Below are 19078 nucleotides of genomic sequence, written 5' to 3'. Positions count from 1 at the left end.
CCTCCCCGGCACTGATCCATGCCGGTTGTGGATCGCCCGCATGATGATAGCATCCACACCCAAGGGGAGGGCGGGAATGGTCAGAGTCATCATGGTAACGACAGCCTTGCTGGCGAGTGGCACCGCTGCGGCGCAGGAGCGCCTGTCAGACTATGTCCGCGGCATCTATGAGGAGCGCTGCCTCAAGGAGGACGTCTCGGCCTGCAGCGACCTGATCAATGCGGGCGGCGTTCCAGATGCCACGCGGGCGCGCGCCCTGGCCATTCGAGGAACCGACCGGCTGCGCAAGGATGCCGTCGATAGGGCGCTGCCGGACCTCAAGGGGGCGCTCGAGATCGCCGAGGCGACGCAGGACCCGGCAATGGCCAAGCTCGACGCGATGCGCGGGGTGGCCGGCTTCACGCCGGCCTGGCGCAGCTCAGTCCATGCAAGATTGTCGGACGCCTTGATGCGCAGCGGGGACAAGCCGGCGGCTCGGACCGCGGCGGAAAAGGCGATCGTGCTCGATCCGCGAAACGGGCTTGCCTATTCGATGCGTGCACGGCTCGCCGGCAGCGAGGAGAAATGGCCATTGGCCATGGCCGATTTCGACAAGGCAATTCGGATCGGCATGGACGACAAGGCCGAGCTTGGACGGACCTATTATCTCCGCGCCCTGGTGCGCGGTGCGCTGGAACAGCCGGAACAGGCGCAGCTTGTCGACTTCTCCAGCGCAATCGCCACTGATCCCGGCTTCGCTCTGGCCTATGAGCGACGCGGGGACCTGTACAATCGCCTGGGCCTATATGAAGAGGCGCTTCGCGATTATGACGCGCTGACCGTTCGCGCGCCTGATTATGGAGCGGGCTTCAATTCCGCGTGCTGGACGCGGGCCGCCTATCTCAGGCGCGAGTTCGACAAGGCACGGTCCCAGTGCGATCGGGCCGTTGCCCTGGCGCCCGAGCCGAACAACTATGACAGCGCGGGGCTGGTCGCGCTCCAGCAGCAGCGTTGGCAGGATGCCTGGACCTTTTACGACAAGGCAGTGAAGGGCGATGCGAAGATGGCGTCGGCGCTTTATGGTCGCGCAATTGCCGCAAAGCGCCTCGGCCGCACAGCCGAGGCGACCGCTGATCTAGCCGCCGCTCAGAAGCTCGACGCGAAGGTGGCTTCGGCTTTTATGCGCTACGGACAGACGCCCTAGCGCCGGTGGCGGGTGATGCGGCTTTCCCTAGCGGGCGGCGCTGCATATGGCGGTGAGCCGGCCGCCATTATCCCAGTTCGGCTTGTAGATCGCCTGGCGCCGCTTGAGCTGCCAGCAGGAAAGGTCGCCCCTGGATCCGGACACCAGGGCAAGTGTGCGTCCATAGCGGTCGTAGCCGACGCGCCGGATGTTCAGAGGAGGGGCCAGCGCTTCACTGAGGCTGCGCATCGAGGCGAAGCCGTTTCCCGGCGCACAGTTACGACCCTGCGCGCAGTGGCCCGGGAGCTCCGGCGCTCTATCCCGAGTAACCGGATGCGTTCATCGCCGCAGCGCAAAGTGTCGCCGTCCACGACCCTGCAGCCTGAGAAAGTCGAGGTCGCTTGGGTCCTGCCGGGGAGGGCGGTAAACAGAGAAGTGGCGATGCCGGCAGCGACGAGCCAAGCCAAAGCGAAACGCGAGAAAATCCGACGCTCTTGCGTCGGGCCGCTGTCCATGTGCAAGGCCGATCGCGACGACGTGCGATGCGACTTAGCCGCTCGGACCGGGGCCGGTCACACCCTCGACGTCGATTTCCTGCGCCGAGCCTGGAATGCGTGATGGTTCGATGCTGTCGTCATTCGGACCGGCGTCCGATTCCGACAGATCGGCGACGGCATCGGGGTCCTGTTCGGTCGTGCTTACCTCGGCGAGGGTATCCTCCTCGCCCGTCGGGGGGATACCCTGATCGTCCTGCGTGAGTGTCTGTCGGCCCGCAGGCGGGACATAGGCTGTATTTTCGTCGGCGATGTTCGCGTTCGTGGCGCGCTCTGCGGCGTCGCGATCGTTGTCCGGCTGGTTCGTGGCGTGATCGGTCATGGCTTTTCTCCCGCCGGCAAAAGCGCGCTGCTTTTCCCAGCGTTCCCGAACTTCATCCCGTCCGGAGCTGATCGGCCCCAGTTACCCGGCGGTTCGCATTATCTCCTGATGTCAGTGGTTTGCTTCTTGAAAATGTGCCGGAGCGCTCACGATCTTCTTTACCATCGTCGACAAACGCAAGGAGATGGTCTGATGTCTCATTGTCCAATGCCGCATCTGGCGGACCTGGGCCTGGCCTCCGCCCCGAAGGCGTGGCCCGTCTAAGCCGTCCGCGTTCTGCGAGACGATGCAAAGCGCCGCTTTCTAGGACGACCCTTTGCATTCGGGCCGACATCCCGGCGACAGAGTTATGTTTTCGGGCTTGTGATCCCGAGCGCGAAGCGCCGCCAATATCTCTGACCGCAAGCTGTCGCCATGCAGCACCCGGTGTTTCACGTAACTGGGATACCCGGAGGCGGATTTCAGCGGGACAGAAGCGCCAGGGCCTGGACCTGGGCATGATTGAACCCAAGAGCCATCAGTTCGGGCACCAGGTCATCCGCTTCATCGCTACGGCGCTTCTTCATGCACACGAACTGCCGGACTGCCTCGAGGCGCGGATTAGCGAGGGGCGGGGCTGGGTGCCGTCCGGTCATCATCATGCCAATTCGAGCGAACCGAGCGCGCAGCGAGCCGGGCGCCGGTGGCGGCGCACAATCCAGCTCGGCCGCATCGCTCAGCGCTACAGACACGGCCATCCATTCCGCGTGATCGAGATCCAGTGAATGGGGTTGCTGCACGATAGTCTCCGGTTAACTTCTTCCCCGGTCATGTTTCTATTCTTACCGACAAGCCATTATACGTGAGTATCTGCGGAGCAACGCTTTCGATCAGTCGGTGCCGGGTGAACGATTAGCTCGATCGTCCAGGATAGGTCAGTGTTCCCATTTCCCGGGATCGGTGTTGCAGGTAATTGGCAGCGAGCCGGGGCATGGACGAGGCCGTTCAATCTCTGGCGCTTGAGGCGGGCACGCTTGAAACGCCGCGATCGCCCAGCCATCTCACGCGCTGCCTGACATTGGAGAACTACAGGAAGATTGCATGACGACGACTGAAGCCACGCCCGAAACCCGCTCCTTTGAAGCCGACGTCGCCAAGCTGCTTCACCTCATGGTGCACTCGGTCTACTCGGACAAGGAAGTCTTCCTCCGCGAGCTGATCTCTAACGCAGCCGATGCGTGCGAGAAGCTGCGCTATGAGGGGCTTGGCAATCCCGCGCTGCTCGGAGACGATAGTGAACCTCGCATAACCGTGACGCTCGATCCCGAGGCGCGTCGGCTGATCGTCGAAGACAACGGTATCGGCATGAGCGAAGGTGAGCTCGCGGATGCGCTCGGCACAATCGCCCGCTCCGGTACCAAGGCCTTCATGGAAAAGATCGCGGGCGCCAAGGATGGTGCCAATAGCCACCTCATCGGGCAATTTGGCGTCGGCTTCTATTCCGCGTTCATGGTTGCGGACCAGGTCGAGGTCATCTCGCGCCGGGCTGGCGCAGACAGCGCAGCCTCCTGGTCGTCGGACGGGCTGGGCACCTATACGATCCAGTCCGTCGAGACGTCGGATGCGCCGGTCCGAGGAACCCGCGTGCTGTTGCATCTGAAGGAAGACGCGGCGAGCTATACGCAGGTCTTCACGGTTGAGAGGATCATCAAGGCACAGTCCGGCCACGTGCCCGTCCCGATCTTCCTCAAGGACAAGCCCGATTCCGAGCCCAGGCAGATTGCCGATGGTGGTGCGCTCTGGCTCCGACCGAAAAGCGAAATCACGTCCGAGGAATATAAGGACTTCTATCGAAGTGTTGCTGGCCAGTTCGATGAGCCTGCCTTGACCTTGCACTATCGCGCGGAGGGCCTGCACGAATATAGCGTGCTCGCCTTTGTGCCACAGACCAGGCCATTCGACCTGTTCGAACCCGACCGAGCGGGCCGGATGAAGCTCTATGTCCGTCGCGTCTTCATAACTGACGACGCCCAGATCCTGCCGCGCTACCTGCGATTTGTGCGTGGTCTGGTGGACTCGAATGACCTGCCGCTCAACGTCTCGCGCGAGATGATCCCGGAGAGCCCGATCCTCGCGGCGATCCAGAAAGGCGTCTCAAACCGTGTGTTGTCGGAACTCGAAAAGCTCTCGACGAATGACAGCGACCGCTACCTGGCCCTCTGGGACAATTTTGGCCCGGTCCTCAAAGAGGGGCTTTACGAGGACTATGCGCGCCGCGAGACCCTCCTTGGCCTTGCTCGCTTCCAGACGACTGCGTCCGGCGGCGAATGGCGCTCGCTCAAGGACTATGTTGACGGGCTCAAGGAAAATCAGACCGCGATCTACTATGTGACCGGCACCGATCTCGACCGCCTTGCGACGTCCCCGCAGCTGGAGGGCTTCCGCGCCCGAGGTATAGAGGTTCTGCTCCTAGCGGACCACGTCGATAGTTTCTGGGCAGCTTCCGGGCTTGATTATGAAGGCAAGCCCTTCAAATCCGTCACACAAGGTCTTGCCGACCTGGCGCTGATCCCGCTCGCCGATGGCGAGCAACCGGCCCCGGCCACTTCGCAGGCCGTCAGCGGCTTTATTGCATTCATGAAGGACATACTGGGTGATGCGGTGTCTGACGTGCGGACCTCCGACCGTCTTACCGAGAGCGCGGTATGCCTTGTGGCTCCCGATCATGGCATGGATCGCCAGCTTGAGAAGCTCCTCGCGGGAGCGGGGCGCCTCGACGCGAAGGCGAAGCCGGTGCTGGAGGTCAATCCACGGCATGCGCTTGTCGAGAAGCTCAGTGCGCTTGAGGGCGGGGATGAGAATGTCCGCGCCGATGCGGCGCATCTCCTGCTCGACGAAGCCCGTATCGCCGACGGTGAGCTGCCGGAAGATCCCCGGGCTTTCTCCGCGCGTCTGATGCGCCTGATGGAGCGTGGCATCGGCTGACCAGACAGGCAGCGCGGAGCTTGGCATAGCTCCGCGCTGCCTGTGCTTACGCGCTGGGTGCTTACGTCGGTGGAAGCACCACAAGCGTGTTTCCGAGCTCGCCGATCTTCGCTGTCTTGGGGCTTTTCAACTGCCGGCAAATTTGCGGGTTTATTAAATCATGCAGGCATGCGGCGCCTGCCCTAAGCGCAAGGCGCGACCCCATCGCGAAATGTTGTTGCCTTGCCCGTTCAATCCGCGGAGCCCTCGGCGTCTGGGTAGATTTGCCGGTACCGCAAAGACCAGACCCATCCCCGGCCGGACTCAACAGGGGCAAAAAATCCCCGTTCGCGAGCAATAGCTTCCCGTAAGGCCGATCCAGGAAATTGAATGAATCCGACAACGACTCGAGGTAGGGCGTGCAGGACTTTCCTGGCGTCGCTGCACCGCCAGCACGATGGGCCTCGCCTCACGTCCCGGACTTGTCAACTTCCTTAAGCGCATTTGCAATCATCGCTGCTAGCGCTTCCTCGGCGCGTTCGCGCGTCGCGTGATCCTTTGTGGCCATCTCTTGGCGTATCCATTCCGGTGCACGCGCAATTATGTCTGCGATGGCGGATTGAAGGGGATCGCTCATGCCACGGTCTAGTGCCGCGAACGAGCGGCCTGAACAACGACTTTGTCAGGAGTCCTGCTTTCTGCACAACGGGCCGCTATCATTCACTATGGCTTATCGCGGACGAGGGCGCATATTCGATCGGAGCCTGACGCTCTCGCCGGTGTGGATTGAGACGTCGATGGCGGAGCTGCACCATGTTTGCCTCGTTGAACAGGGCTGATTCCGGCGGCCCTGTCTGACCTAAGACAAGATGATCATGCGTATCGAGCGCATCGTCGGCGGAAATGGGCCGTATGCCAGGCGCAGATTGGACAAGCGCGTGGCTGCGGAGATCTACGGTTTCGTATCGGGGAACTGCTGCCCGCCTAGGGCGCGCCGGTGGCGCGACGGAACAGTGGCTTTTCCGGTATGTTCTTCCTGGGAACCTATCTCAAGTCGGGGAAACCATGCAGAAGTCTGGCTCTATCGAAGCGCCCCTTGCGACACTATCCGATGGAGAATTCAAGGACCAGCTGGCTGCGGCGATACCGCAACTCAGGGCGTTCGGGCGGAGTCGGAGCGGTAGTCGGGACGCGGCGGACGATCTCGTTCAGGAGACCATGCTCAAGGCGTGGGCGGCTCGTAGCCGCTTCAAGGCGGACACCAACTTCAAGGCGTGGACCTTAACCATCTTGCGGAACATCTACTTCAGCGAGACGCGGCGTAAGCGCTTCACGGCTGAGTGGAACGGCCTGGTCGCGGAGCGTGTCCTGACCGCGCCTGCCAGTTAGGACAAGACCGTGGAGCTTCGAGACCTCATGCGGGGCCTTGAACAAATTTCTGCGGATCAGCGCGAAGCCCTCGTTTTGGTAGTTGCCGCCAGCATGCCATATGAAGAGGTTGCCGAGATTACCGGCGTTGCCGTTGGCACGGTCAAGAGTCGCGTATCTCGTGCGCGGCTCGCGCTTGAGGCGCTGATGAATCGCGGGGTTCTGAAGACGAAGCGTCATGAATTCGGAAGTGCGGATGCCGCCGTGATCAGCATGTTTGCCTATCTGGATATGATCCAGGCTCGCTGTCGCGGCGGAACCGAGCAAGGCGAGGCAATGGTGCTCAGTCGCGGCGTGATCGTTGCCGCTGCCGACAGGTGTCGAGCGGCTTCTCATCGCGGTCTACGAGCGAGTAACAGCTGGAGGGTAAATGCCCCTCATTGATACCGCGACCCTGTTGCAGGCACTGCACTCTGGCGACATTCGCCTTGAGATCGCGGACGACGGAAGGGGCCTCGGCACCACGGCACGCGGGACGGGTTTCGGCAGCCGGTTGATCGCGATGATGGCGGACAGGCTCGGCGCGCAGCATGCGTGGCACGACGCGTGCCCGGGTACGCGCTTCGTCATGGATGTCCCGCGGCTTTGATTCGGCTGACAGAAGATTTGCCCGTTGCGACGGCGTAACTTGCTGTTGTGCATGCCACTTCTGGTGCCAGTCAGGTTCGAGAGACTTCCAGTCCTGCCGGGCGCGCCGGTTCACATCGGCGGACCAAAGGCTTCCATCCCCCATCACCATATTCGCGGAATGCAGTACGTCAGGCTCCGGAGATCCTTCTACGCCTCACACGGCAGGCTCGTGCTGCCCGGAGGCGACCAGCTTCGATATCCGGCGGTCATGTCGCGGGTTGATCCTGCGAAGCGGCCTTCTGGCGAAAGTTGCATTCCCGTTCGGTAGCAGGATTGCGATTTGTCGGGCATTGGGCGGCCGCTGGTCGCGCGGCGATTACACCCTGGTATTATGGCTTGAAGATCGTTTCTGGCGTAAAGGCGCTGTGCGATCCGGCGGGGTCGTGGCTGTCGAAGACCAGAGAAGCGGAGAATGGCCGTCCCGGAAGGTCCTGTCATGCAAGCCGATCTCCACGAGCTGCGCGCGCGCTTGCGCGCGGCGACCGAGGAACTGCGCGCCAAGCGCGAGGGGCTGGACACCGCGGTAGCACATGCGCGCCTGGCGCTCGAGGAGGTCGAGGCGTCGGCCGCCTTGACGCAGCGTCTCAGCCGGACCGGGAGCTGGACCTGGTATCCCGCCGATCCGAGCCTCGGCGAATGGTCCCCCGAAGTCTATGCGATGCTGGGCTATGCCGTCGGGGAAGTGGAGGCATCCTTCAGCTCCAACATCGCGCGTATCCATCCGGACGATCTGGAGCGCTATCTGGCCGAGGCGGCGAACATCGCCGACGAGGGCAAGCGCTTCAACGTCGAGTATCGCTACCTGCTGCCCGACGGCACGATCCGCCACGTCCATGCGCTCGGCAAGCGTGTCAGCGAAACCCTGTATGTCGGGACCGTGAGCGACATCACCGAGCGCCGGATGGCCGAGGAGGCGCTTCGCAAGGCGCGGTCCGAGCTCGCACTGGCATCGCGACTTACCACCCTCGGCGTCCTCGCCACATCCATCAGCCATGAGTTGAACCAGCCGCTGACCGCGATCCTGGCGAATGCCGCCGCGACGCGGCGATGGCTCGAACGGGGCCCCGAGTATATCGAGCGCGCGCGACAGGGACTGGTCGATCTTTCGGCGGACTGCCGGCGCGCCAAGGAGGTGGTCATGGGACTGCGCGGGCTCGCGCGCAAAAGCGAGCCGGAGTTCAGCAGCGTCGACTTGGCCGAGGCGATCTCCGACGTGGCCACCTTATGCAGGGCGGAGTTCGACCTGCGCGCGGCCGCGCTCGCGCTCGACCTGGATGGGCTGACCCGGCCGATCGCCGCCGACCGCGTGCAGCTGCAGCAGGTCGTGCTGACCCTCGTCATGGATTGCCTGAGCCGCGCGCAGGCGGAGCAGGCGCCGCTTCAGGTGAGCGTGACCGGATCGGCCGATGCCGAGGCCGCCACCATTCTGGTCGCGGACAAGGCGCCTTACCGCTCGAATATGCTCCTGGAGACCAACATCGACGCGCTCGGCGCGGGCAGGGAGCCATCCGATCTCGGCCTGGCGGTGGCCCGGGCCATCGTCGACGGGCATGGCGGCGAGCTTTCGTTCGTGCCCATGGACGGTGGCGGGGCCTATCGCCTGACGCTGCCGACGCGGGAAGTGGCATGAGCGCGGCGCCGGAGCTCGAGGCAGCCCTCGCTCGCCTTGGTGGCGCCGCGCTCGAAGGCGACGTCATGGACGTGTTGCGCCTGATGGACGCGGCCGCTCGCCTCGCCGGCATCGGTCCGCTGGCGTTCGTGCCCGCCACGCCGTCCCTGCCGGCCTATGCCGAGCCTGCCGGCTCGCCCCATGCGCTGGGGGAGGATGGCAGGCAGTTGGGCACGCTCTGGCTCGGCGCACCGGAACTGTCCGGAGCCTTCCGGGAAGTTGCAGGAGCATCCCTGGCATTATGTGCGGCGCGGGCCGAGGCCGCGGCGGCGCAGGGCGAACTGGAAGAGATCGAAGGCGTGATCGCCCGGCGTCGCGAGTATCAGGACCTTGTCGAGGAAGTCGCGAGGACCTGCACGTTCCTGTGGAAGCCGGCGACCGGCGAGGACATGTGGTCCCGCAACGTCTATAACCTGCTTGGCTATACCTTGGGCGAGGACGCGCCGTCCTTCCAAAAATATTTCGACCGTATCCACCCCGACGATGTGGCGCGATGGCTGCGCGTGGTTCCGGTCGCCGGACGGGAAGGGCGCGAATGGAGCATCGAGTACCGCATCGTCCTTCCCTCCGGGGAGGTGCGCCATCTCTTCTCGACGGGCGTTCCCCTGTCCGACGGAAACCATGCCGGGGCCGCCATTGACGTCACCGACCTGCGCCGCTCCGAAGACAAGCTGCGGCGGACGCAACACGCGCTCGCCCGGGTATCGCAAGTCACGACCATGGGAGAGCTTGCCGCGTCGATCGCGCACGAGGTGAACCAGCCGCTTACCGCGATGGTCGCGGACGCGGGGGCGGCCAATCGCTGGCTCGCCCATGACCCACCGAACCTGGAACGCCTCGAGATCAGCCTGGCGAGCATCATCCGGGATGCCTTGCGCGCGGGCGAGATCATCCGCGGTCTGAACGGCCTGGCGCACGACACGCAGATGCACCCGGCACCGGTCGGGGTGGACGATCTGCTCGCGGAGGTGACGGAGCTAATAGCGCCCGATCTGGAGCGCGAACATGTGGGACTGGACCTCGAGCTGCATGCGGCGGGCCAGCAGGTGCTCGGAGAAGCCGCGCAGCTCAAGCAGGTGCTGCTCAACCTCGCGTCGAACGCCGTAGAGGCGATGCGCGAGGTGGATCCGTCCTCGCGGCGATTGCGCATCCGCTCGTCGGTCGCAGACGCCCAGGTCCATGTCGAGGTCTCCGATACCGGACCCGGGTTTGACCGGGACGGCGTAGAAAGGCTCTTCGAGGCATTCTACACGACAAAGAGCAGCGGAATGGGGCTTGGGCTGACGATCTGCCGCACGATCATCGAGCGGCACAACGGCAATCTGACGGCGCATGCCGGCGAGCCGGGAGGGAGTGTCCTCAGCTTCACCGTGCCGCTGATGGCGGCGGGCTAGGCAGCGCGCGCGGCGCTGCCTGCCCGTCGTGCCGGGTCGTCCGCGTGGCTAGAAACTGGACTGGTCCTTGAAGAAGGCGATTCTCGGTTCCTGCGCGCACAGCGCCGGAGCAGCGGCGAGAAGGTCCAGCACATAGGGCTGCGCCATGTGTTCGTCGAAGGCGCGGCGATCGGCCCATTCCTCGGAGACCAGCCACGCGTCGGTATCGTCCAGTCCCTGCAGGACATGATACCGAAGCGATCCGGCCTCGCGACGCGTCGGGGCCACGAGCGCACGAAGGCGGTCGCCGAGCTGCGCGGAGCAACCCGGCTTGGCCCTGAAGGACGCGGCGACATGCAGAGTGCCTGTCATTGCAGCGAATCCTCCTGTTTGCTCACCAGCCCTGCTCGGTCGGCATGACGAACATCTCGGCCATGTCGAGATGCGGCGGCGCCTCGACCGCATAGACCACGGCGTCCCCAATGTCCTCGGGCTTGAGGAACTGCATCTGCTTGGCCAGCTCGTCCATCTGCTGCCGGTAATTGGGGTCGGTGATATGGTCGTACAGCTCGCTCGCGACCGCCCCCGGCTGCACGCAGGTGACCCGGATATTGTACTTGGGCGCCACCTCCATGCGCAGTCCGTCGGCGAATGCGGCGACGGCATGCTTTGTCGCGCAGTAGACCGAGAGGCCCTTGAAGACCTTCCGCCCGGCGATCGACGACATGAGCACGACGTGCCCCGATTTCTGCGCCATGAGCGTGGGAAGGACGGCGGCAGTCGTGTTCAGCGCGCCCTGGACGTTGACGTCGATCATCCGACGCCACTCGTCGGTCTTGAGCGCGTCGATATCCGACAGCGGCATCAGCCCCGCGTTGACGACCGCGACGTCGAGCCGGCCGAAGGCCTCGAGGGTACGCTGCACGGCGGCTGCGTTCGCCTCTTCGCTGGTCACGTCCAGCTCCACCGGCAGCGCCTTTCCGCCCGCGGCGTCGATCTCGGCGGCCAGCGCCTCAAGCCGGTCGAGTCGGCGCGCGCCGATGGCGACGGAATAGCCGGCGCTGGCGAGCTTGCGCGCGATGCCGGCGCCGATACCGCTCGAGGCGCCAGTGATCAATGCGACTTTATTATCGGACATCATGAATTCCTTCTGATCTGATCCGAAAGAGCGCTCCGCCTCGGCGATGCGCCTTTCGTCAGTTCAGATAGACCTCGCCGATGCCGCGTTCAGTTATCTATGAAGTTATTGTCCAGGTGTATAATGGGTTCGGCAAAGCGTTCCGCATTCACTTTATCGGCAGCGCCTCGATGCCAAGGCGTTCGGCCATATGGATCAATTCGACCAGCGTCCGGGCTCCCATCTTCTCCATCACCCGCCGCTTGTGAACCTTGGCGGTGACCTCGCTCGTGCCGAGCGCCGCTGCGAGTTGCTTGATCATCGGACCGGCGATCACGCGTCTGAGCACCTCGTTCTCGCGCGGCGTCAGGGAGTCGAGGCGCTGCTGAAGGCTCCCTTCCTCTCTCTGTCCGACCAACTGGTCCCGATCCATCGACAGGGCATCCTCGATCGTCGCCAGAAGCACGTCGCTGTCGATCGGCTTGGTCAGGAACTCCACTGCACCCGATTTGATCGCGCGGACGCTCATCGGGATCGTGCCGTGGCCCGTCATGAAGATGATCGGAGGTCGCCTGCTCAGACCTGCGACATGCTCCTGCAATTGCAGGCCGTCCAGGTCGGGCAGGCGCACGTCGAACAACAGGCATGCGGGCCCCTCCGGGGAAGGGGCAGCCAGGAACGACTGGGCGTTGTGATAGGCGACGGCTCTGTAGCCCGCCGATTCGAGGAGGCGCGAAAGACCGTCGCGTACGGATGCGTCGTCGTCGACGATACAGACGAGCGCGTTTTGCGGACCAGTGTCTTCAAGCGCCATGGCGCGCCTCCCGGGGCATTCTAGTCACGCGCCACCGCCGCGGCGATGGCCTCCAGCAAAGGTTCTTCCTCGAAGGGCTTGGAGAAGAATGCGCGCGCGCCTCCCTGGAGGGCCCGCCGTCGCGTCTCCTCGTCCGAATGCGCCGTCAGGAAAATTACCGGCGGACAGGCCTGGTCGGACCCGATCCGCTGGAGCAGCTGGAGGCCGTCCATCCCGCGCATCCTGACATCGAGGATCAGGCAGTCTGCGGACCGCCAGCGCGCAGCCGAGAGCAATTCCTCTCCGGAACCGACACTCTGCGTGTCGTAACCGACCGACGCGAGCAGGTTCTCGAGACTGACCCGCACATGGCGATCGTCATCCACAATGATGATGAGCGCCATATGCTCCTCGTCGGTGCGCCGAAAGCTCTCGGCCTGGAAATTGGACTTAGATGGCTCGGCACCTTCGCGCCATTACCCATCTGTATAACCGGATCTCCCGGCGGCATGAGGGCGAGAGGGGTCCGCGGGGCGGGGATCCGGTCGCGACGGTAAATATGGGCAATGCGCTCCGCCGCCCTGCCGGCCGGGCTGGGGACGCGGCCGGCTCGTCAAGGGCGACGGAGCGCCGGTCTTCAGGCGGTCAGGCCCTGGACGGCGATGAGGCGGGACCGCGACGCGGCCTGTCTCTGTTTCGCCAGCGGCGCATAGTCCGCCGACGCGAACAGCGCCTTGATGGAAGCGATATCGGGAAATTCGATGAGCACGATGTTGCGCGAGGACCATTGCTCGATGTCGACGGGCGACGCGTCGAGGGCAAGCGCCTTGCCGCCGAACCGTTCGACGAGCGGAAGGGCCTTGGCGCGATAGTCCTGAATCTGGTCCATGTCGAAGATGTCGAGGTCACCGATGAGATAGGCCGGCATGCTTTCCTCCCTCAGGCCGCGACGGCATTTGTGGGCACGAGCTGCCGGAGCAGCCCGAAGAAATCGAAATAGGAGTCGGCACGCTCGATCTTGCCGTCTCGCAGACGATAAACGTCGCAGAAATTGACCTGCATGCGCGCGCCGGTCGGCTCGATGACCCCGGCCGGAGAGTGGAACGTCCCGAGATGCGTTCCCCGGCCGATGCCCTGGGCCACGACATGATCGCCCAGCGCGACCAGGCTGCGAACCTCGCAGGTGGCATCGGGGAAAATATCAAACCAGCTCTTCCAGGGATCGATGATCGCCCGCGCCCCGCGCGACGTCATGTCGAACGGTACGTCGAGCCATTCGCTGAAGTCTGCGCCATAGCCTTCGATGGCGGCAAGGTCCTTTGCGTTCACTGCCTCATACAGCTGACGGATACGCAGTTCATTCGCTAGAGACACGGCTTGCTCCTCCTGATCTGAGAGGTGCAAGCTGGCCCAAAGCGGCAGGCGAGGTAATTGTCCGGGTGGATGTTATACCGGTGTATATCCCCGGGGCCTGCCCCCGGGGAAGGGGTCAATCGCGGTAGCGAAAGGGGACCGGCACCCATGCATATCCCTGGCCCAGGCGCTTGATGTGACCGACACCCGGAAAGCCGAGATGCGCGCCCGCGACCAGGACCTTCGTCTCGGCGGCGCGGCGGAACTGGGCCAGGCGCTGGTCGCGCGCGGCCGGCTGATCGGCATCGAAGGTGATCGTGACCTCGGGCCGGGGGAATTGAACGGCGCCGACATGTACGAGATCGCCCCAGAACTCGATCGACTGGCCGTCGCTCTCGAACCGGTAGATCGTATGTCCCGGCGTGTGGCCGGGGGTGGGAATCGCGTTCAGTCCAGGCAGGAGGACGCGCCTTCCCGAAAATGGCTGCAGCTGCCCCGATCGCGCATAGGGACCGAGCGCGGCGACGGCTTCGTCGTGCAGTCTGACCGGCATGTCCGACGGCAGCCGGGGGCCGGTGAAAAGATCCACATCGGCTTTCGCGACATGCACCCGCGCCTTGGGGAAGACGGGCGCGTCGTCCCGTGCGAGACCGCCCGAGTGGTCGGTATGCACATGGGTTATCAGCACATCCGTGACCTGCTCGGGCCGAACGCCGGCCGCCTCGAGACTGCGGAGCAGCTTTCCGCCCGCTGGCCCGAACAGGTCGCCCGCACCGGTATCGACCAGGATTTTCCGGTCGCCATCCTCGATCAGATAGGCGTTGATCGAGGTCTCCACCGGGTTATCGGCGAAGGCGTCGCGCAGCAGGCCGTCGAGCGTCGCCTTGGGCGCGTTTCGAAGTACAGCATGGATGTCGAGCGGAATCGATCCGTCGCTGAGCGTGGTGACCCGGGCCTGTCCGAGCTTGAAACCATAGATGCCCATGGTCGGGAGCGCCTGATGCGCCGTCGCGCCCGACTCCTTCGCCGCCGGCACGGCGTCCTGCGCCGGGGCCGGGCTCCCGAGGATCGACAGGAAAGCGAGCGTCGTGGCACCGAGATGTCTCATCATCATCTTCTCCTCTGATGGTCGGCACCTATCTGGTCGTATCGGCCCGGGCATGGGAGACAGGCCGTGCGGATGGCTGCCATCGGCGGCGCCTATGCCTTCGGCATCAACTCGAGGACGAGGTCGCGCAGCCATACATGACCCGCGTCCGCCTGCATGCGCGGATGCCAGATCATGCTGATCGCGAGCTCGGGGAGGTCGAGCGGGGGCTCGACGATGTCCAGACAGTCGGCAAACCTGCTGAGGAAGCGCCGCGGAAGCGTGCACAGATAGCCGTCCTGCGCCGCCAACATCGCCGCGATAGCGTAGCTCTGCACCGTGGCGGCGACCGATCGTCGCCTGCCCAGCGTCTCCAGTCTTTCGTCGATGACCGTCGAAAGCCCGTCGCCACTGCTGGCCACGACAACATGCGCCGCCATGCAGAATGCGTCCAGGTCGAGCGGACCGCCGGGACCGGGCGCGCGGGCCGACGCGTAGCGATCACGCCATGCGAGCCGATGGAGCAGCTCTCCGGCCGCCTCGTCGGCGCCGGAGAGGAGCAGGTCGGTGCGTCCGGTCTCGAGGTCCTGGGCCGCATCCGGTCCGGTCGCGACGAAGGACAGGCGCGCCCGGGGCGCAAGCGTTCGGAACGCCGGCACAAGGACGGGCGCAAGGACCGCGGCGGGCGTCTCGAGACAGGCGATGGTGAACGTCCGCGTCGTGACCCCGGGGTCGAAACCTCCGCCCCGCATCAACCCGTCCATCGCTTCGATCAGTGCGACGACCTCGCTCTGGATCGCTTCGGCGCGGGGGGTGGGGACAACGCCTCGCGCGCTGGTGCTCGGAACGAACAGGGGATCCCCGAGGATTCGCCGCAGCTTCGCCAGTCGGCCGGACAAGGCAGGCTGCGATATGCCCAGGCGTCGGGACGTCCTGGTGACGTTGCGCTCCTCGAGCAGGGTTCGCAGCGTCCGTAGCAAGGCAAGATCGAGCTCTGGGTGCGGCACTGGTTCCTCCGGGTGCAGATATTCGACCGGACGGGTGAACGCGGCTATTATCCTCGCGGATCAGTTCGCACCGGGGCCCGAAGGCCGGCCCTCCTCGTCCAGACTCCCTTGCGTCTCGAAACGATCGATCAGCCACCTCGCCGCCGGCCCTGGGGGCGTATCGGTCCTGAAGATCGCATCGAACCCATATTCGCCGCCGCGCGCATCGGGCATGTCCAGATGCACGAGCCGCCCCTGCGCAATGTCCTCCTCGATCATGGGGACCGGCATATTGCCCCATCCGATGCCGGCCTTGAGGAGAATGTATTTCGCGCCGAGGTCGGCCAGCCGCCAGGTGCGGCTGCTGACCACGGCAAAGTCGCGGCCCTCGGTCAGGCGCGAACGGTCGGTAAGGACGAGCTGGGTGTGGTTTCGGCCCGCCCCGGGATCGTTCCTGCCGGCGGTCGCCAAGGGATGCTGCGGTGCCGCGACCGGTATCATCGGGACGCTCCCGCACGCGATCTTCTCGATGCCGCTTGCCGTCTGGTCCAGCGGCCCACTCACGCCGATGACCGCGCGCCGGTTCAGCACGAGCTCGGTCACCGCGCCGAGCGTCTCCATGTGAAGATGAAGCGCGACGGTTGGGAATTCCTCGCGGAACGCGCTGAGCGCGTCGGCCACGCGATCCGCCGGCAGCATGACGTCGAGCACGATATGGATTTCCGCTTCCAGGCCCTGAAGCAATCCCTTTGCCTTGGAGCGCATGCCGTCCAGGCCGCTGATCACGGTGCGTGCTTCCGCCAGCATCGCCTTGCCGGCCTGGGTCAGCTGGGGCCGCCGCGTCGACTCGCGATCGAACAGTGACAGGCCGAGTTGCGCCTCGAGATTGCCGATGGAATAGCTGATCACCGAAGTCGCACGGTTCAGCTTGCGGGCGGCACCGGCGAAGCTCCCGACATCCACGACCGTGACGAAGACCTTGAGCTGGTCGAGTGTCGGGCTGCCTGGCTCTGATATCATATCGAATTCCTGGAACGTTTTGCTCGATCTTATGCCGGTTATGTCGGCAAGCTGCTAGCCCTAGATCGTCTCCAGCAGCCGCTCGCACCCGAGCGACGGATTTGGAGAAACGGCATGTCATTTCAGGGAAACCCCACCGGCGTCGAACAGGTGGTACTGCCGTCGGTGCGCGACCTGGGAGATTTCGACGTTCGCCGCGCGCTTCCCACCGCGCAGCGCCGCATGGTCGGCCCGTTCGCGTTCTTCGATGCCTTCGGGCCGGTGGTGATCCGTCCAGGCGAAGGCGTCGATACGCGCCCGCATCCGCATATCGGTCTGGCGACGCTCACCTATCTGATCGAGGGCGAGATGGTCCACCGCGACAGCGAGGGATTCGTCCAGACCATCCATCCGGGCGAAGTCAACCTGATGACCGCCGGGCGGGGCATCGTCCACTCGGAGCGCAGCCCGAGCGAATTCCGCAAGACGGGCGGGGAGATGTTCGGTTTCCAGAGTTGGCTGGCGCTTCCGCAGGCGCTGGAGGAGACGACGCCCGCGTTCGACCACGTAAAGGCTTCTGATCTGCCCGAGATGCGCGAGGACGGAGCGCATCTCCGCCTGCTGGCCGGCGATTTCGCCGGGCTGCGTGCTCCGACGCCGATCTTCTCCGACACCTTCTACGCAGACGCGGTGCTGGAACGCGGCGGTCGGCTCAAGATCGCGTCCGACCATGTCGAACGGGCATTCTACGTGGTGGAAGGCTCGGTGGAAGTGGCCGGACAGACCGGCGCATTCGCCAAGGACAATCTCGTCGTCCTCAAGCCGGGCGCGGAAGTCATCCTGTTCAGCCCTGCCGGTGCACGCCTGATGCTGCTCGGCGGCGAACCGCTCGACGGGCCCCGCCACGTCTATTGGAACTTCGTGTCGAGCCGGCGCGAACGCATCGACCATGCCGCTCGCCAATGGCGGGACCGTGCCTTTCCCGGAATTCCCGGCGAGTCTGAATTCATCCCGCTCCCCGACAGCTACCGCCCGCTCGCGGCGTGAAAACCAATCCAGACGAAGGAGAATTGAAATGACCTATTCGATCATCGGCGCGGGTGCGATCGGCGGCGCCCTTGCACGCCACTTCGCGCGCCTCGACTTGCCCGTATTAATCGCGAACGCGCGGGGTCCCGAGGCGCTTCGCGACATGCAGGAGGCGCTCGGCGCCAGCGTACAGCCGGTCGACCTGCAGACCGCGGTACAGGCCGATGTCGTGATCCTGGCGCTTCCCTTCGCCGCGGTACCCGAGATCGCGGCCGCGGGCGACTGGAACGGGCGGCTGGTGATCGACGCGACGAACGCGATCGACTTCTCCGACTTCACGCCCGCAGATCTCGGTGGCCGCTTCTCCTCGCAGATCGTCGCCGAGACGCTGCCCGGCGCCAGGATCGTCAAGGGCTTCAACACCCTCCCGGCGGCCGTGCTCGCAAGGGATCCGGTAACCGCTGGGGGCCGTCGGACCATCTTCCTTTCGAGCGACGATCAGGACGCCGCGGCGCGCGCCGGCGCGCTCGTGAAGCAGCTGCAGTTCGAGCCGATCTTCCTGGGCCGGATCGACGAAGGCGGCCGCCTTCAGCAATTCGGCGGCGCCCTCATGGTGCACAGCCTGCTGCTCGAGGCCGCCTGAGCAGGCGCATGGCATTGCGGCGCGGGCAATCGCGGGATGACGGATCGGCGTTCGCTCGCGGCGCCGCAGGCTTCCTACGCCGCGCAAGGACTGAAGGAGTAACGAAATGAGTGATATTCTGGCTGGCAAGACCGTGATCGTAACCGGTGCCTCGAGCGGAATCGGTCGCGCGATCGCCTTGGGCGCAGCGCGCCACGGCGCCCGGGCGGTGATCGTCTCGGACATTCAGGAGGAACCGCGCGAGGGCGGTCAGCCGACCGCGCAGGCGATCGCAGCGCTCGGCGTCGAGGCTCGCTTTGTGCGGGCCGATGTCTCCCGGCGCACGGACAATGATGCACTGGTGGAAGCCGCGCACGACTTGGGCGGTGTCGATGTCATGGTCCTCAATGCGGGCATCTCGCTGCGCGCCGACGGGGCGGACGTGTCGGAGGAGGATTATCGACGGTTGATGTCGATCAACCTGGACGGGCCGCTTTTCGGAGCGCAGGCCGCGGCACGGCAAATGAAAGCGCTCGGCAAGGCGGGAAGCATCGTGCTGATGGGCAGCATGGGCGGACTCGCGGGCGCCGGGATCACCGTTGCCTATTCGACCAGCAAGGGCGGCGTGACCCTGATGGCGAAGGCGTTCGCGGATGCGCTCGGGCCCGATGGGATTCGCGTCAACGCTGTGGCGCCGGGAACGATCGATACCGAGCTGCTTCGATCGACGCCGCCTATCGCGGCGGCCGCGGAGGGATTCCGGCAGCGCACGCCGCTGCGCCGCCTCGGCCAGCCTTCCGAGGTGGGAGACGCGGTCGCGTTCCTGGGCTCGGACCTGTCGAGCTACATCACCGGCATCGCCCTGCAAGTGGACGGGGGGCTCCTTTCGGTGATCTAGGTCCCTTGCGGGTCCTGCGTCCAGACGATCTTCCCTGGGGGGGGGGGGGGGGGGGGGGGGGGGGGGGGCGGGGGGGGGGGGGGGCGGCGGGGGGGGGGGGGCGGGGGCGCGCG

20 protein-coding genes and 1 pseudogene are annotated in these 19078 nt (G+C 64.9%); 10 read left to right on the top strand and 11 right to left on the bottom strand.

Annotated elements, in window-relative coordinates; translation table 11 throughout:
• Positions 1–76 precede the first annotated feature (76 nt).
• Positions 77–1183, top strand: a complete 1107-nt coding sequence (locus tag AAHM44_RS19050; protein WP_342250970.1) for a tetratricopeptide repeat protein — start codon at positions 77–79, stop codon at positions 1181–1183.
• A 528-nt stretch (positions 1184–1711) separates the two neighbouring features.
• Here AAHM44_RS19050 and AAHM44_RS19045 read toward each other — a convergent pair.
• Complete coding sequence (locus tag AAHM44_RS19045; RefSeq protein ID WP_342250969.1) at positions 1712–2038, bottom strand: hypothetical protein; 327 nt, start codon at positions 2036–2038, stop codon at positions 1712–1714.
• Positions 2039–2535: 497 nt separating this feature from the next.
• Between AAHM44_RS19045 and AAHM44_RS19040 the strand changes: the two genes are divergently transcribed.
• Both AAHM44_RS19040 and htpG read left to right on the top strand, forming a co-directional pair.
• Positions 2536–2802 carry a hypothetical protein gene (locus tag AAHM44_RS19040; RefSeq protein WP_269575764.1) on the top strand — a complete coding sequence of 89 codons (267 nt, stop codon included), beginning with the start codon at positions 2536–2538 and terminating at the stop codon, positions 2800–2802.
• A 316-nt stretch (positions 2803–3118) separates the two neighbouring features.
• On the top strand, positions 3119–5002 hold the full coding sequence (gene htpG, locus AAHM44_RS19035; protein ID WP_342250968.1) for a molecular chaperone HtpG: 1884 nt from the start codon (positions 3119–3121) through the stop codon (positions 5000–5002).
• Positions 5003–5450: 448 nt separating this feature from the next.
• Here the strand turns inward: htpG and AAHM44_RS19030 are convergent, their stop codons facing one another.
• Positions 5451–5618, bottom strand: coding sequence for a DUF6771 family protein (locus AAHM44_RS19030; RefSeq protein WP_342250967.1), 168 nt, complete (start codon positions 5616–5618; stop codon positions 5451–5453).
• Between the two features lie 428 nt (positions 5619–6046).
• On the opposite strand from AAHM44_RS19030, the pseudogene AAHM44_RS19025 reads away from it, so the two are divergent.
• From AAHM44_RS19025 to AAHM44_RS19010, 4 genes and pseudogenes are all read left to right on the top strand, one after another.
• Positions 6047–6682, top strand: a pseudogene (locus AAHM44_RS19025) (sigma-70 family RNA polymerase sigma factor); the annotation flags it as partial.
• A 97-nt stretch (positions 6683–6779) separates the two neighbouring features.
• Positions 6780–6998, top strand: a complete 219-nt coding sequence (locus AAHM44_RS19020; protein ID WP_342250966.1) for a hypothetical protein — start codon at positions 6780–6782, stop codon at positions 6996–6998.
• Positions 6999–7475: 477 nt separating this feature from the next.
• On the top strand, positions 7476–8669 hold the full coding sequence (locus AAHM44_RS19015; RefSeq protein ID WP_342250965.1) for a PAS domain-containing protein: 1194 nt from the start codon (positions 7476–7478) through the stop codon (positions 8667–8669).
• Complete coding sequence (locus tag AAHM44_RS19010; RefSeq protein WP_342250964.1) at positions 8666–10102, top strand: sensor histidine kinase; 1437 nt, start codon at positions 8666–8668, stop codon at positions 10100–10102. Before AAHM44_RS19015 ends, AAHM44_RS19010 begins: the two co-directional genes overlap by 4 nt.
• 48 nt (positions 10103–10150) lie before the next feature.
• Here the strand turns inward: AAHM44_RS19010 and AAHM44_RS19005 are convergent, their stop codons facing one another.
• From AAHM44_RS19005 to AAHM44_RS18965, 9 genes are all read right to left on the bottom strand, one after another.
• Positions 10151–10453, bottom strand: a complete 303-nt coding sequence (locus AAHM44_RS19005; protein WP_342250963.1) for a putative quinol monooxygenase — start codon at positions 10451–10453, stop codon at positions 10151–10153.
• 22 nt (positions 10454–10475) lie between these two features.
• Positions 10476–11219 (bottom strand): SDR family oxidoreductase, encoded by a 744-nt coding sequence (locus AAHM44_RS19000; RefSeq protein ID WP_342250962.1) that lies wholly within the window; start codon positions 11217–11219, stop codon positions 10476–10478.
• Positions 11220–11367: 148 nt separating this feature from the next.
• Entirely contained in the window at positions 11368–12012 is a 645-nt protein-coding gene (locus AAHM44_RS18995) for a response regulator transcription factor (RefSeq protein WP_342250961.1), read from the bottom strand.
• Between the two features lie 20 nt (positions 12013–12032).
• Positions 12033–12395 carry a response regulator transcription factor gene (locus AAHM44_RS18990; RefSeq protein ID WP_342250960.1) on the bottom strand — a complete coding sequence of 121 codons (363 nt, stop codon included), beginning with the start codon at positions 12393–12395 and terminating at the stop codon, positions 12033–12035.
• Between the two features lie 233 nt (positions 12396–12628).
• Positions 12629–12919 (bottom strand): DUF1330 domain-containing protein, encoded by a 291-nt coding sequence (locus AAHM44_RS18985; RefSeq protein WP_342250959.1) that lies wholly within the window; start codon positions 12917–12919, stop codon positions 12629–12631.
• Between the two features lie 11 nt (positions 12920–12930).
• Entirely contained in the window at positions 12931–13365 is a 435-nt protein-coding gene (locus tag AAHM44_RS18980; RefSeq protein ID WP_342250958.1) for an ester cyclase, read from the bottom strand.
• Positions 13366–13480: 115 nt separating this feature from the next.
• Positions 13481–14455, bottom strand: coding sequence for an MBL fold metallo-hydrolase (locus AAHM44_RS18975; RefSeq protein WP_342250957.1), 975 nt, complete (start codon positions 14453–14455; stop codon positions 13481–13483).
• An 89-nt stretch (positions 14456–14544) separates the two neighbouring features.
• The gene (locus tag AAHM44_RS18970; RefSeq protein ID WP_342250956.1) at positions 14545–15438 is read right to left on the bottom strand and encodes a LysR family transcriptional regulator; all 894 of its coding nucleotides are present in this window, start codon (positions 15436–15438) and stop codon (positions 14545–14547) included.
• A gap of 60 nt (positions 15439–15498) precedes the next feature.
• Positions 15499–16434 carry a LysR family transcriptional regulator gene (locus AAHM44_RS18965; protein ID WP_342250981.1) on the bottom strand — a complete coding sequence of 312 codons (936 nt, stop codon included), beginning with the start codon at positions 16432–16434 and terminating at the stop codon, positions 15499–15501.
• 117 nt (positions 16435–16551) lie between these two features.
• Here AAHM44_RS18965 and AAHM44_RS18960 point away from each other — a divergent pair, with 117 nt between their 5' ends.
• From AAHM44_RS18960 to AAHM44_RS18950, 3 genes are all read left to right on the top strand, one after another.
• Entirely contained in the window at positions 16552–17463 is a 912-nt protein-coding gene (locus tag AAHM44_RS18960; RefSeq protein ID WP_342250955.1) for a pirin family protein, read from the top strand.
• A 28-nt stretch (positions 17464–17491) separates the two neighbouring features.
• Positions 17492–18088 (top strand): NADPH-dependent F420 reductase, encoded by a 597-nt coding sequence (locus AAHM44_RS18955; RefSeq protein WP_342250954.1) that lies wholly within the window; start codon positions 17492–17494, stop codon positions 18086–18088.
• A 106-nt stretch (positions 18089–18194) separates the two neighbouring features.
• A complete protein-coding gene (locus AAHM44_RS18950; protein WP_342250953.1) occupies positions 18195–18965 on the top strand; it encodes an SDR family NAD(P)-dependent oxidoreductase in 771 nt (256 codons plus the stop codon).
• Positions 18966–19078 lie beyond the last annotated feature (113 nt).

It is taken from the genome of Sphingomonas sp. OTU376 (genome assembly GCF_038440415.1).
GTDB classification, from domain to species: Bacteria; Pseudomonadota; Alphaproteobacteria; order Sphingomonadales; family Sphingomonadaceae; genus Sphingomonas; species Sphingomonas kyeonggiensis_A.
This window is presented reverse-complemented; position numbering and strand designations above follow the sequence as displayed.